The sequence below is a fragment of the Amycolatopsis sp. NPDC004772 genome (assembly GCF_053601215.1).
The window spans coordinates 197770-210519 of record NZ_JBSGBK010000004.1 but is presented as its reverse complement, the minus strand read 5'-3'; the positions used below and the strand labels follow the sequence as shown (position 1 = coordinate 210519).

Below are 12750 nucleotides of genomic sequence, written 5' to 3'. Positions count from 1 at the left end.
TCTAGCCGGGGGGGCTCCCGCGCGGGGGCCGCCCGCTTCTCGTCGTGCCCGGGATCAGAACCGCAGGGCGCGGATGATCGAGCACGGGTCGGTGTAGGACTTCCAGCGCACGATCCGGCCGCCGCGGACGGTCAGGCATTCGACGTACTCGATCTCGAACGCCACGCCGGTGCCGCGGGCGATGCCCTTCTCGTGCACGATGCCGACGGCCTGGTCGCCGTCCACCACCAGGCCGCGCAGCTCCTTGCGCTTCACCTCGCAGACGGACGTGAACGCCTCGAAGCTGGCCAGGACGGCGGCCGGGCCGTGGTAGGTGCCGATCCAGGGCATGCAGTCGTGGTGGCCGGGCACGCCGACGAAGTTGACCCACTCGACGTCGTCGCCGAGCAGGTCCGCGGCCTGCGTGACGTCGCCGCCGCACACGCGCTCGAACCACGCCAGCGCGGTGGCCCGGGTGCTGCCGGTGTCCTCCCCGGCGGCCGGGGCCGGCCCGCCGGTCTGCCAGTCCGGGGTGAAGGTGACCGCGGTGATCCGCCAGCCGGTGCCGGTGCGGTGCAGGGCCATCCGGTAGTGGCCGCCGAGCACCCACGGCGGCCCGCCGCCGTCCGGCACGTGCGTGGCCTGGACCTGGCAGCGGCAGACCGCGGTGTCGCCGTCGAGGGCGACCAGGTGGTTGCCGATCAGGTGCTGGGTGGCGGCGAACCCGGCGAACTCCGCCGCCCAGCCCGCCACCGCGTCGGCGGCCGGGACGGTGCCCGCGTCGCCGCCGTGCAGCGCGCGGTAGTCCAGGCGGACGGACTCGGCCAGCAGCCCGGTCATCGCCGTCCAGTCGCGGCGGTCGGCGTACCAGCCGAACCTGTCGCACGCCTCGATCACGTCCAGCCGGTCGTTCGCGGTCATCGCCTGCTCCTGTCGGCCAAGGGCGCCGCGGCCAGGTCGAGCGCCGCGGCGACGGTCGGTTCGTCGTCGTAGAAGTCGAACTGCGTGCCGGTCAGCCAGTGCACTGTGGACGGTCCGGCCAGCCGCGCGAGGAACTTCCGGACGCCGCCGGGCAGGGCCGCGTCTTCGCTGTGCACGAGGACGACCGGCGCGGTGACCCGGCGGGCGGCGGCGATGGGGTCGAACCGCAGCCAGTGCGGCCAGGAGAGCTCGGCGAACCGGTTGGGCCACTGCGGGACGGCCCCACGGGCCGGGTCGAGGTAGTAGGCGAAGGGGCCGGGCATCGCGGCCGTCGCGTCGGTGGTGCTGACGGCGGGGACGTACCGGACGGCCCCGGTCCGCGCGTACTCGGCGGCGGCCGCCTCGCCGCGCCGGATCCGTTCGGCGACCCCGGCGGTGCCGCCGTAGACCTCGCCGACGAGTTCGGCGTCGTGCAGCCAGGGGGCGACCATCGCGAGAGAACCGAACAGGGCGGGCTCCGCGGCCGCCGCGACGGCCAGGTACCCGGCGCCGGCGCAGATCCCCACCCCGCCGACGTGCTCGGTGTCCACAAGGGAGCATCGGCGCAGGAACCCGGCCGCGGCGATCAGGTCCGCCACCTTCCGGTCCGGCAGCTCGGCGTCGCGCGGGGATCCGGCGGAGGCGCCGTGGCCCCGGAAGTCGAACGCCAGCGCGGCGATCCCCCGCCGGGCGAGGCCGCGGGCGTACCGGCCGGCCATCTGCTCCTTGACGGTGGTCCACGACCCCGCCACGACCACGGCGGGTGGGGGCGGGCCGCCGTCCGGTGGGAGGTGGAGGTCGCCGACGAGGGTGTCGCCGCCCGAACGGAACTCGACCTGCCGAACCGTCATGTCCTGCTCCCCTTCGTCTCGCCGCGCACGGCGCACCCCAGCGACGCGCGCCTCACGACGCCTCCGCCAGCACCACGCACCCCAGCTCGGTCAACGCCGCCGGAACCACCGCGCCGGGCCGGGCCGGCCGCACCGGGCCCAGCAGCCCGGCCCGGGCCAGCTCGTGCACCGCGTGCTGGTCGCAGCAGGCCACGCCGTCCACGAACAGGTCCGGCGCGCAGCCGCAGCGCAGGGTGGCGCGGCCGTCGGCCACCGCGCGCAGGATCGCCCGGTCGCGGTGGCTCAGCGGCGTCACCGGAGGTCCCCGCCGGCCGCGGCCAGTGCGGCCCGGGGGTCCTCCCGGGCGATCTCCGCGTAACCGGCGCAGAACGCGTCGCGCGCCACGCCTTCGCCGTCGAGGCCGGTGCGGTCGATCGACCGCAGCAGGCTCGCGACGTCCCGCAGCGGCGACTGCACGGCCGCCTCGGCGTCGAACCCCACCAGCAGCCAGCGGGTCGGCGTGCGCAGGACGTTCCCGAGGTGCAGGTCCCCGTGGATGCGCTGGGCGAGCCCGCCGGACGGCAGCGGTGCCGTCCCGAACCGGTCGGCGAGCGTCCGGTGCACGGACGCGACCGCCCGGCCGAGGACGCCCGCCTCGGCGGCCAGGGCCGGCCCGGCCAGGCGCCGGCCGTCCACGGCGTCCGTGGCGGAGGACTGCAGCAGGGCGAGGACGACCGGAGCACCGTCCAGGTCGCCTTCGATCGAGCCGAGCAGCGGTGCGATGTGCGGGCTGCCGGCCGCGTCGAGGGCGCGGTGCAGCTCCCGGCCGGGGTGGACGAGCCGCCGGCACAGCTTGAGCAGGTAGCGCTCGCCCAGCACCACCGAGGTGGCGCCCCGCTCGGCCGCGGCGGGCCGCCCGGTGAGCCCGCGCCGCGGCACCAGCGCCAGCCCGGCCCGCTGGCGGGGGACGAACCGGACCCGATCACGGGCCGCGCCCGTGCCGATCAGCGCCGTCAGCTCCGCGGTGAGCAAGTCGTCGGCCACGGCGTCGTACACCGCCAGCTCGCCGGTGCTGGTGATCGGGACGACGCCGGGCAGCGGGGTGCGCGGCGCGCGCAGGCCCAGCGGCAGCCCGTAACGCACGACTTCGCCGCCGGTGCGCGCCTCGGCCACGGTGAGCAGGCCGGCTGGACCGCCCCAGGCGAGCTGGTCGGTGAACCGGCCGAGCACCCGGAGCCGGACCCGGTCCACCCGGTGGCCGGCCCAGCGCTGCTCCGGCAGCCAGGTGCGCAGGGCGAGCTCGGTGTCACCGAGCAGGGCGCCGAGGCGGTCGTCGAGGGCGGCGGTCATCAGCGTCCCCTTTCGTCGTGCAGCGAGAACCAGAAGAACCCGTGCCGGGGCAGCACCAACGGGTACGGCTCGGCGCCGATCAGCGGGAAGCGGACCGAACCGGTCAGTTCCACCGGCCGCCGGCCGGCGAACTCGGTCAGCTCCAGCGCGGCCGGCTGCGGGTGCCGGGACAGGTTGTTGACGCACAGCAGCACGTCGTCGGCGCCGTCGCCGACGTGGCGGCGGAGGAACGCCAGCACCGCCGGGTTGCCGGCGTGCAGGTCGCTGTATTCGCCGAGACCGAACGCGGGGTGCGCGCGGCGCACCTCGAGCATCCGGCGGGTCCAGTGCAGCAGCGACGCCTCCCCCGCCAGCTGGGACTCGACGTTGACCGCCTGGTAGCCGTACACCGGGTCGGCGATCACCGGCAGGTACACCCGGTTCGGGTCGCACGCGGAGAACCCGGCGCTGCGGTCCGGGCTCCACTGCATCGGCGTGCGGACGCCGTCGCGGTCGCCGAGCCAGATGTTGTCGCCCATCCCGATTTCGTCGCCGTAGTAGAGCACCGGCGAGCCGGGCAGCGACAGCAGCAGCGCGGTGAACAGCTCCTGGCGGTCGCGGTCGTTGTCCAGCAGCGGGGCCAGCCGGCGGCAGATGCCGATGTTGGCCTTCATCCGCGGGTCCTTGGCGTACTCCGCGTACATGTAGTCGCGTTCCTCGTCGGTGACCATCTCCAGGGTCAGCTCGTCGTGGTTGCGCAGGAAGATCCCCCACTGGCAGCCGGACGGGATCTTCGGCGTGTGCGCGAGCATCTCCGAGATCGGGAACCGCGATTCCCGCCGCACCGCCATGAAGATCCGCGGCATCAGCGGGAAGTGGAACGCCATGTGGCACTCGTCGCCGCCGGCGGCCGGATCGCCGAAGTAGTCGACGACGTCGGCCGGCCACTGGTTGGCCTCGGCCAGCAGCACCCGCCCGGGGAACTCCTCGTCGACCACGCGCCGGACGCGCTTGAGGAACTGGTGGGTCTCGGGCAGGTTTTCGCAGCTGGTGCCCTCCCGTTCGAACAGGTACGGCACCGCGTCCATCCGGAAGCCGTCGATGCCGAGGTCGAGCCAGAACCGCACGACGTCCAGCATCGCGTCGGCCACCGCGGGGTTGTCGTAGTTGAGGTCGGGCTGGTGGGAGAAGAACCGGTGCCAGTAGAACTGCCCGCGCACCGGGTCGAACGTCCAGTTCGACGTCTCGGTGTCGACGAAGATGATCCGGGCGTCGCGGTAGCGGGAGTCGTCGTCGCTCCACACGTAGAAGTCGCCGAAGGGGCCGTCCGGGTCGCGGCGGGACTCCTGGAACCACGGGTGCGCGTCGGAGGTGTGGTTCATCACGAGGTCGGTGATGATCCGCAGGCCGCGCCGGTGCGCTTCGTCGAGCAGCTCGACGAAGTCCTCGACGGTCCCGCCTTCCGGCTGCACACCGCGGAAGTCGCTGATGTCGTAGCCGCCGTCGCGCATCGGCGAGCTGTAGAACGGCGGCAGCCAGAGGCAGTCGACGCCGAGCCACTGCAGGTAGTCGAGCTTGCCGAGCAGCCCGCGCAGGTCGCCGACACCGTCGCCGTCGGAGTCGCTGAACGCGCGCACGAGCACCTCGTAGAATACCGCCCGCTTGAACCAGCCGGGATCGGCGCGCACCGGCGGGATCATGCCGGGCCGACCGAGCCGATGTGCGCCACCGACCGGTGCGGGTCGAGCTTCACGTAGGCGTCGCGGCCCCACTCGAAGATCTCGCCGCTGACCTCGTCGTGCACGGTGTAGCGGTGGTCCGGCGCCAGTCCCAGCGCGGCGAAGTCCCAGTGCACGGTGCCCTCCTGGGTGTGGCAGTGGTCGAGGGTGACCACGCAGAGCACGGTGTCCCCGCTCGCCGGGTCGGTCTTCGAGTAGGCGATGAGGTGGTCGTTGTCGACGTGGTGGAAGCGCAGGGTGCGCAGCTGCTGCAACGCCGGGTGCGCGCGGCGGATCTCGTTGAGCCGGGCGAGCCACGGCTGCAGCGAACGCCCCTCGGCGAGCGCGGCGGCGTAGTCCCGCGGCCGCAGCTCGTACTTCTCCGAGTCGCGGTACTCCTCCGCGCCGAGTGCCTCGTGTTCGTAGAGCTCGAAACCCGAGTAGACGCCCCAGGTCGGCGCCAGGGTCGCGGCGAGCGCGGCCCGCGCGGCGAACGCGGCCGGGTTCCCGCTCTGCAGCTCCGCCGGCAGGATGTCCGGGGTGGTGACGAACAGGTTGGGCCGGGCCTCGTCGGCGTGCTCGACCAGCTCGCGGCCGAAGTCGGTCAGCTCGGCTTTCGTGGTGCGCCAGGTGAAGTAGGTGTAGGACTGGCTGAAGCCCAGCCGCGCGAGGCCGTACAGCCGGGCCGGGCGGGTGAACGCCTCGGCGAGGAACAGGACGTCCGGGTGCGTCTCCTGGACGTCGCGGATCAGCCGGTGCCAAAACGCGGGCGGCTTCGTGTGCGGGTTGTCGACGCGGAAGATCCGCACGCCGTGCCGCACCCAGAGCTCGACGATCCGGCGCACCTCCGCGTAAAGGCCCTCGGGATCCTGGTCGAAATTCAGCGGCAGGATGTCTTCATACCGCTTCGGCGGGTTTTCCGCGCAGGCGATCGTGCCGTCCGGGAGGGCGCTGAACCACTGCGGGTGCGCGTGCACCCACGGGTGGTCCGGCGCGCACTGCAGGGCCAGGTCGAGGGCGACCTCCAGGCCGAGGTCCCGGGCCCGCGCGACGAAGGCGTCGAAGTCGGCGAAGGTGCCGAGCCGGGGTTCGATGGCGTCGTGCCCGCCCTCGGCCGAGCCGATCGCCCACGGCGAGCCGACGTCACCGTCCGCGCCGGTCACGGAGTTGTTGCGGCCCTTGCGGTGCACCGTGCCGATCGGGTGCACCGGCGGCAGGTAGACGACGTCGAAGCCCATCGAGGCGATCCGGTCCAGCTGCGCGTTCGCGGTGGCGAAGGTGCCGTGCACCGGGCGGCCGGTGCTGTCCGTCCCGCCGGTCGAGCGCGGGAAGAACTCGTACCAGGCGCCGTAGCCGCCGCGCACGCGGTCGACGCGCAGCTGGCAGACCCGGCCGCGGGTGCAGAGCTCGCGCACGGGGTGTTCGCGCATCACCGGCAGCACGTACTCCGACAGCGCGGCCGAAAGCCGTTCGCGCACCAGCAGGTCCCGGTTCCGCAACGCGGTGGCCGCGTCGAGCAGCGCCTCCCGTTCGGCACGGCGGTCGGGCCGGTAGGCGACGCGTTCGAGCAGCCGCGCGCCGATCTCGAAGTCGTTGGCCAGCTCGGGCGCGCCGAGCCCGGCGGCGGCCTTGGCCCGCACGGACCGTTCCCACGCGGTCCACGGCTCGCTCCAGGCGTCGATCCGGAAGGTCCAGACCCCGGGTTCGTCGGGGACGACGACCGCCGCGAAGCCGTCCCCGCCGTCGGGCTCCAGCCGGGTCCGCCGGGTGGACCCGTCCGGCCACCGCAGCACCACCGCGGCGGCGACCGCCTCGGCGCCTTCGGCCCACACGGTGGCCGACACCCGCACGGCCTCGCCGACCACGGCCTTGGCCGGATGTTCCGCCGTCCCCACCGTGGGGCGGACGTCCTCGATCACGATGCGCCCGACCACCGCGCTCACCTCCCGCGCCGATACCGCTTCCGGTCTTCAGCGTGACAAGAGCGGTGCCGGCCAAGGGAAAACCCGCGTCGACTTTGGAAACTCGACGCAGTCGGCGCAGGGGTGGATCAGGGCGCGCGCAGGGCGTACCGACGTTCCGCATAGGCCAGGTCGTCCCGCCAGAGGCGGGCGGCGGCCCGGCGCATGAGGGGCCGCAAAACCGGCGCAAACCGTGCAGCGTGGGCGAAACCCGGCCGTTCGGACGCCGCGATCGTCGCCTCGATCACGGCCGTTTCCGGGCGGCCGTCCGGGCCGGGGCCGAGCGGGGTGGCGTGCGTTTCCACGACGCTGCCGACTCCTTCACCGTCCACAATGGTCATCAGGACGGTGCGCGGGCCGGGGCAGGTGAACTCGGCGACCACCGGGACGCCGATCTTCCCGGCCAGGCGGAACGTCACCTCGACGACGAACCGGTCGTCCTCCTCGGCGACGTCGACACCCTGCGGGGCGGACAGCACGCGCAGCCGCGCGAACGAGTACGGGTGGAACCAGGCGCCGTGCCACGGGTCGAGGCGGTTGGCCACGACGTCTTCCGGCTCGCAGACACCGGTGAGCGTGGCGACGGCGTCCACCGTCGTCCCGTCCGGACGGACCGGCACCGGCGGGCGCTCGGTGGGTTCCTCACCGCCGATCCGGTCGAGCCGGACCCACGCGAGCACGCCGTCGTCGAAGGCGGGGAGGGCCGTCCACCCGGGACGGTCCGCGCCGACGCGCAGCCCGTGCCAGCGGCAGACCAGCTCGCCGCAGTGCACCCGCGCCTGCTCCAGCGGAGCGCCGAGGTGGGGGCACGCGCCGGGGCCGACGAGCAGGCCGCCGTCGGGCCCGCGCCAGGCGACCAGTTCGCGGCCGGCCACCCGCACCCCGAACGGCCGGTCGGCGCGCACCTCGCGGGCGGCCGCGAAGACGAACCAGTTGCCGGACGGCCGCGTGCCCGCCCGCTTGACGGCGGCTTCGATGAGCGCGGGACTGCACTCCCGGTAGGTGGGTTCCTGCCGCGCCCAGGCCGGTTCCCGGAACGGCCGCACCGGCCACCGCGCCGGCCAGCGCTCGATCACCTGCCGCTTGAAGTCCACCTGACACACTCCCACCCGAACACGACCGGCCGAGAGGACCGGCTCGCGAGCCATCCTCAGCCATGTGAAGCGATTGCGCAACGCTTCCGGGCCGCGGCCGAGGTCCCGCCGCGAGGGTTCACACGCGGGCGGGACAAGGCCACGCAGTTCAGGTGTACCCGCGGGGTCGCGAAGGGAACCCACGCGCCCGGCCACCACGCCGAGCGGCCCTACGCCTTCAGCCGCTCCGCCGCCACCTCGACCGCCCCGGCCAGATCGTTCACCCACCCGACGTCCCGGCCGGCGAGGTTCGCCCACCCCGGCCCCGCCAGCACCACGTCGACCCCGCGGCCGCGCAGCCGGCGGACCAGGGCGTCGTCGATGGTGCCCGCCGACATCGACCACAGGAACACCGCGGCCGGGTCGAGTTTGGCCGTGATGGCCGCCGTCGTCTCGGCCGGGACCAGCTGGCCGAGGTACACCGCCGGGATGCCGATCTCCACCAGGGCCGCCCGCAGCACCTCCATCGGCAGGCTGTGCCGCTCGTCCGGGCAGCACGCCAGGACCACCGCCCGGCCGGGCGGGATGTTCGCGAACCGGGCGCTGTAGCGCTGGAGCGCCAACGAGATCTCGCCGGTCAGCGCCCATTCGGACTCGAAGCAGACGTCGCCGCGCAGCCAGCGGCCGCCCAGGTGCGCCAGCACCGGCACGAGCACGTCCGTCCAGGCCCGCGAGGGGCCCAGCGCGTCGAGCAGCTCGTCCAGCAACGCCGCCAGCGCCGCGAAATCAAGACCCTCCGCGGCGCCCTCCAGCTCCTCGATGCGCCGGCCGGCCGGGATGTCCGGCAGCGCGTCGGGCAGACCCGAGAAGACCGCCGCGGCGGCCTCGCGGGCGCGCAGGCCCCGGTCGATGAGCCGCTGCATGTGCTGCAGGCGGCGGACGTCGGCGTCGGAGTAGCGCCGGTGGCGCCCGTCGTCGCGCAGCGAGGGACCCACCCCGTAACGCGCGGCCCAGGTGCGCAGCGTCACCGGCGAGACGCCGAGCAGCTCGGCGACCTTGCCGGGCGTCCACGAACCCCGGCCACTCACCGCATCGACGTCCATCAACACCACGTCCTGCCAGCCGAACCCCCGGATCGAAGTTTATCCGGCACGCATCCGGCGACACCCGGGGTGGAGACCCGGGCGCCGCCGGATGCCGGACCCGCGCCGAGGGGAGGACGGCGGGCCCCGCGGGGTGGCGTGTGGCAACACCACCCCGTCCACAGGAAAGTCGCTTCGATGCGGCAGCGATCGGTTCGGGCCGCCGCTGCGTTTTCACTCGTTCAAGTGGACAAGCTACACCCCATATGCAACGGTTGCGAATCGAATAGCCTGAACGTGGGAGGGCGGCGCATGACCGCGACGATGACGCCGGCCGACCGGCTGGACGCCTGGGGCCGGCGTTGCCTGGCCGAGGCGCACGGGTTCGTGACCGAACGGGCGGCCGAGCACTTCGCCGGGCGCAGCGAGGGAGCGCTCGCGGCCACGGCGGTGCCCGAGTTCGTCGCGGGCGGGAAGTGCCTCCGGCCGCTGTTCGCCTACGTGGGCTGGCGGTGCGGGCAGCCGGACTCCGACGCCGCGGTCCGGGCGGCCGCGGCGCTCGAGCTGCTGCACTGCTTCGCCCTGGTCCAGGACGACGTGATGGACGGTTCCGCACTCCGCCGGGGCCGGCCCGCCCTGCACGTCCGGTTCGCCCGGTGGCACGAGGAGCAAGGCTGGGCCGGCTCGGCCGCCCGGTTCGGCGAATCCGCCGCGACGCTGTTCGGCGACCTTTTCCTGGTCTGGTCGGAGCAGCTCCTGCGCGAGAGCGGGCTGGACCCCGCACACCTGGCCCGGGCCTGGCCGCACTACGACGCGATGCGCGCCGAGCTGGCCGTCGGCCAGCTCGCCGACCTGGTCAACGACGCCCGCGCGCTGCCCAGCTGGGACACCCTGCTCGACGTCCTGCGCCGCAAATCCGGCAACTACACCGTGCGGCGGCCGCTGGAATTCGGCGCGGCACTGGCCGGCTGCGGCCCGGAGCTCACCGCCGGGCTGTCGGAGTTCGGCGGCCTGGTCGGCGAGGCGTTCCAGCTGCGCGACGACCTGCTCGGCGTGTTCGGCGAACCGGCCGTCACCGGCAAGCCCGCCGGGCAAGACCTGCGCGACCGCAAAGCCTCCAGCGTCGTCGTGCTCGCCGCGGCGATGGCCGGCCGGCGCCACCAGGCCGAACTCGCCGAACTGCTCGACCTCCCGGTGATCGACGACGAAGCGGTCGAACGCTGGCGGGACCTGATCGTGGCCACCGGCGCCCGGGACCGCCTGGGCGAACTGATCCGCGAACGAGCCGACAAGGCCCTGGTCGCGATCGACCCCGCGGTCGTCCCGCAACCGGCCGCCGACCTGCTCGCCGCGCTCGCGATCCGCTGCACGGACCGCGTCCGATGAAGACCGTGCCCGGACCGGTGGACCGCGTCGTCGTCGTGGGGGCCGGGCTGGCCGGCCTGGCCGCGGCCCTGCACCTCGCCGGACGCGGCCGCGAGGTCACCGTCCTCGAGCGCGACCCGGGCCCGGGCGGCCGCGCGGGCCGCGTCGAGCGCGCCGGCTACCTGCTCGACACCGGCCCGACCGTGCTGACCATGCCGTCGATCCTGCGGGACACCTTCGCCGCGGTCGGCGCCCAGCTCACCGAGGAACTGCCGCTGACCCGCCTCGACCCGGCGTACGTGGCGCAGTTCGCCGACGGCAGCACACTGCCCGTGCACGCGGACGCGGACGCGATGACCGAGGCCGTCCGCGAGTTCGCCGGCCCGGCCGAAGCCGCGGGCTACACCCGCCTTCGCGCCTGGCTGACGCAGCTGTACCGCGCGGAGTTCGGCCGGTTCGTCGACGCGAACATCGACTCCCCGCTCGGCATGCTCCGCCCGGAACTGGCCCGGCTGGTGGCCCTGGGCGGGTTCGGGCGGCTGGACAACCGGGTCGGGCGGTTCCTCTCCGACGAACGGCTCAAGCGCGTGTTCACCTTCCAGGCGCTCTACGCGGGCGAGTCCCCGATGCGGGCCCTGGCGCTGTACGCGGTGATCTCGTACATGGACACCGTCGGCGGGGTGTACTTCCCCACTGGCGGGATCGCCGCCCTGCCGCGGGCGCTGGCCCGGGTCGCGGCCGACGCCGGGGTCAAGTTCGAGTACGGCGACACCGTGGCCGACCTCGAACGCCGGGGCCGCCGCGTCACCGCCGTCCGGACCGCCTCGGGGAGCCGATACCCCTGCGACGCCGTCGTCCTCACCACCGAGCTGCCCGAGAGCTACCGGCTGCTCGGCCGGCACCCCCGGCGGCCGGTGCCGCTGCGGGCCGCGCCGTCGGCGCTCGTGGTGCACGCCGGCGGCCCCTCGGCGCACCCGGACGTCGCCCACCACACGATCTCCTTCGGGCACGGGTGGCGGTCGACGTTCGACGAGCTGATCACGCAGGGACGGCGGATGAGCGATCCGTCGCTGCTGATCACCCGGCCGACCGCGTCCGATCCGGGGCTCGCGCCGCCCGGACGTCAGCTCTACTCCGTGCTCGCGCCGGTGCCCAACCTCGACCGCGGCCAGGCGGACTGGGCGGCCGGGAGCGGCGCCTACGCCGAGGAGGTCCTCGACGTCGCCCGGGCCCGGTTGCTGCCCGGCTTCGAACCGGAGTTCACGTACGTGCTCGGCCCGGCCGAGTGGGCGGACCGCGGGCTGGTCGCCGGGACGCCGTTCAGCTACGCGCACTCCTTCGCCCAGACCGGCCCGTTCCGGCCGCGGAACCTCCCGCGCGGGACGGACAACGCCGTGCTGGCCGGCGGCGCCACCGTGCCCGGCGTCGGGGTGCCGACCGTGCTCATCTCCGGCAGACTGGCCGCCGACCGGATCACCGGAGGGACCCGATGACCCGACGTGAACTCGACGCCGCCGGCATCCGCGCACCGGGCCTGCGCTCGGCCTACACGTGGTGCCGCGAACTCAACGCCCGGCACGGCCGCACGTACTTCCTTGCGACGCGGCTGCTGACCCCGGCCCAGCGGCCGGCGATCCACGCGCTCTACGGCTTCGCCCGCTGGCTCGACGACATCGTCGACGAGCCGGCCGCGGACGCCACCCCCGCCTCGCTCGACACCCGCCTGCGGGAGGTCGAAAAACGCTTCCTCGCCGACCTCGACGCCGGCGCGAGCGACGACCCGCTGCTCACCGCGGTGATCGACACGGCCGCCCGGTACACCCTCGCCAAGGCGTACTTCGAAGCGTTCTTCACCTCGATGCGGATGGACCTCACCGTCACCGGCTACGCCACCCGCGCCCAGCTCGACACCTACGTGCACGGCTCGGCCGAGGTGATCGGGCTGCAGGTTTTGCCGGTGCTGGGCACCGTCGCCCCGCGCGAAGAAGCCGAGCCGCGGGCCGCCGCGCTCGGGAAAGCCTTCCAGCTCACCAACTTCCTGCGCGACGTCGCCGAGGACCTGGAGCGCGGCCGCGTCTACCTGCCGGCCGACGAGCTGGCCGCGGACGGCGTCGACCGCGACCGGCTGACCTGGTGCGCCCGGCAGGGGCGGGCCGACCAGCCGGTCCGGACCGCGATCCGGAACCAGATCGCCCTCACGCGCGAGGTGTACGCCCAGGCCCGGCCCGGGATCGCCATGCTACACCCGGTTTCCCGCCCGTGCGTGGCCACGGCCGCGACCCTGTACGGCCGGATCCTCGACCGCATCGAGGCCGCCGGCCACGACGTCTTCGCCGGGCGGGCGGCGGTGTCCCGGGGGCAGCAGCTGCTGGTCGCGTGCGGGGCGGTCGCGCGGACGCAGTGGGCGCGGGTCCGGCACCCGGCGCCGGCGCTCCCGGTGGCGGTGGGCTGAG

11 protein-coding genes are annotated in these 12750 nt (G+C 74.3%); 3 read left to right on the top strand and 8 right to left on the bottom strand.

From position 1 onward, the window contains the following. Positions 1 to 54: 54 nt before the first annotated feature. From ACWEF6_RS04585 to ACWEF6_RS04550, 8 genes are all read right to left on the bottom strand, one after another. Positions 55 to 900 carry a nuclear transport factor 2 family protein gene (locus tag ACWEF6_RS04585; RefSeq protein ID WP_449681641.1) on the bottom strand — a complete coding sequence of 282 codons (846 nt, stop codon included), beginning with the start codon at positions 898 to 900 and terminating at the stop codon, positions 55 to 57. Continuing rightward, complete coding sequence (locus ACWEF6_RS04580) at positions 897 to 1790, bottom strand: alpha/beta hydrolase (RefSeq protein ID WP_449681640.1); 894 nt, start codon at positions 1788 to 1790, stop codon at positions 897 to 899. The genes ACWEF6_RS04585 and ACWEF6_RS04580 overlap by 4 nt, the downstream gene beginning before the upstream one ends. Positions 1791 to 1842: 52 nt before the next feature. Further along, positions 1843 to 2085, bottom strand: a complete 243-nt coding sequence (locus tag ACWEF6_RS04575; protein WP_449681639.1) for a hypothetical protein — start codon at positions 2083 to 2085, stop codon at positions 1843 to 1845. Beyond that, positions 2082 to 3119: a maltokinase N-terminal cap-like domain-containing protein gene (locus tag ACWEF6_RS04570; protein ID WP_449681638.1), complete on the bottom strand. Its 1038-nt coding sequence runs from the start codon at positions 3117 to 3119 to the stop codon at positions 2082 to 2084. The genes ACWEF6_RS04575 and ACWEF6_RS04570 overlap by 4 nt, the downstream gene beginning before the upstream one ends. After that, positions 3119 to 4798: a maltose alpha-D-glucosyltransferase gene (treS, locus tag ACWEF6_RS04565; protein WP_449681637.1), complete on the bottom strand. Its 1680-nt coding sequence runs from the start codon at positions 4796 to 4798 to the stop codon at positions 3119 to 3121. Before treS ends, ACWEF6_RS04570 begins: the two co-directional genes overlap by 1 nt. Continuing rightward, complete coding sequence (locus tag ACWEF6_RS04560) at positions 4795 to 6750, bottom strand: maltotransferase domain-containing protein (protein ID WP_449681636.1); 1956 nt, start codon at positions 6748 to 6750, stop codon at positions 4795 to 4797. Before ACWEF6_RS04560 ends, treS begins: the two co-directional genes overlap by 4 nt. A 116-nt stretch (positions 6751 to 6866) precedes the next feature. Continuing rightward, positions 6867 to 7871, bottom strand: coding sequence for a DUF5914 domain-containing protein (locus ACWEF6_RS04555; protein WP_310969912.1), 1005 nt, complete (start codon positions 7869 to 7871; stop codon positions 6867 to 6869). A gap of 209 nt (positions 7872 to 8080) precedes the next feature. Beyond that, a complete protein-coding gene (locus ACWEF6_RS04550; RefSeq protein WP_449681635.1) occupies positions 8081 to 8953 on the bottom strand; it encodes a MerR family transcriptional regulator in 873 nt (290 codons plus the stop codon). A 291-nt stretch (positions 8954 to 9244) separates the two neighbouring features. Here ACWEF6_RS04550 and ACWEF6_RS04545 point away from each other — a divergent pair, with 291 nt between their 5' ends. Genes ACWEF6_RS04545 through ACWEF6_RS04535 form a run of 3 tightly spaced genes read left to right on the top strand, consistent with a single transcriptional unit; the run spans position 9245 to position 12749 of the window. Then, entirely contained in the window at positions 9245 to 10318 is a 1074-nt protein-coding gene (locus ACWEF6_RS04545; protein ID WP_449681634.1) for a polyprenyl synthetase family protein, read from the top strand. Continuing rightward, entirely contained in the window at positions 10315 to 11790 is a 1476-nt protein-coding gene (gene crtI / locus ACWEF6_RS04540; protein ID WP_449681633.1) for a phytoene desaturase family protein, read from the top strand. The genes ACWEF6_RS04545 and crtI overlap by 4 nt, the downstream gene beginning before the upstream one ends. Further along, positions 11787 to 12749 carry a phytoene/squalene synthase family protein gene (locus ACWEF6_RS04535; protein ID WP_449681632.1) on the top strand — a complete coding sequence of 321 codons (963 nt, stop codon included), beginning with the start codon at positions 11787 to 11789 and terminating at the stop codon, positions 12747 to 12749. Before crtI ends, ACWEF6_RS04535 begins: the two co-directional genes overlap by 4 nt. The last annotated feature ends 1 nt before the right edge of the window (position 12750 follow it).

What these genes read in the sequence shown, in the direction of transcription:
- ACWEF6_RS04585 (WP_449681641.1), bottom strand. Translation starts at nt 900, where the DNA reads ATGACCGCGAACGACCGGCTGGACGTGATCGAGGCGTGCGACAGGTTC.
- ACWEF6_RS04580 (WP_449681640.1), bottom strand. Translation starts at nt 1,790, where the DNA reads ATGACGGTTCGGCAGGTCGAGTTCCGTTCGGGCGGCGACACCCTCGTC.
- ACWEF6_RS04570 (WP_449681638.1), bottom strand. Translation starts at nt 3,119, where the DNA reads ATGACCGCCGCCCTCGACGACCGCCTCGGCGCCCTGCTCGGTGACACC.
- treS (WP_449681637.1), bottom strand. Translation starts at nt 4,798, where the DNA reads ATGATCCCGCCGGTGCGCGCCGATCCCGGCTGGTTCAAGCGGGCGGTA.
- ACWEF6_RS04550 (WP_449681635.1), bottom strand. Translation starts at nt 8,953, where the DNA reads ATGGACGTCGATGCGGTGAGTGGCCGGGGTTCGTGGACGCCCGGCAAG.
- ACWEF6_RS04545 (WP_449681634.1), top strand. Translation starts at nt 9,245, where the DNA reads ATGACCGCGACGATGACGCCGGCCGACCGGCTGGACGCCTGGGGCCGG.
- crtI (WP_449681633.1), top strand. Translation starts at nt 10,315, where the DNA reads ATGAAGACCGTGCCCGGACCGGTGGACCGCGTCGTCGTCGTGGGGGCC.
- ACWEF6_RS04535 (WP_449681632.1), top strand. Translation starts at nt 11,787, where the DNA reads ATGACCCGACGTGAACTCGACGCCGCCGGCATCCGCGCACCGGGCCTG.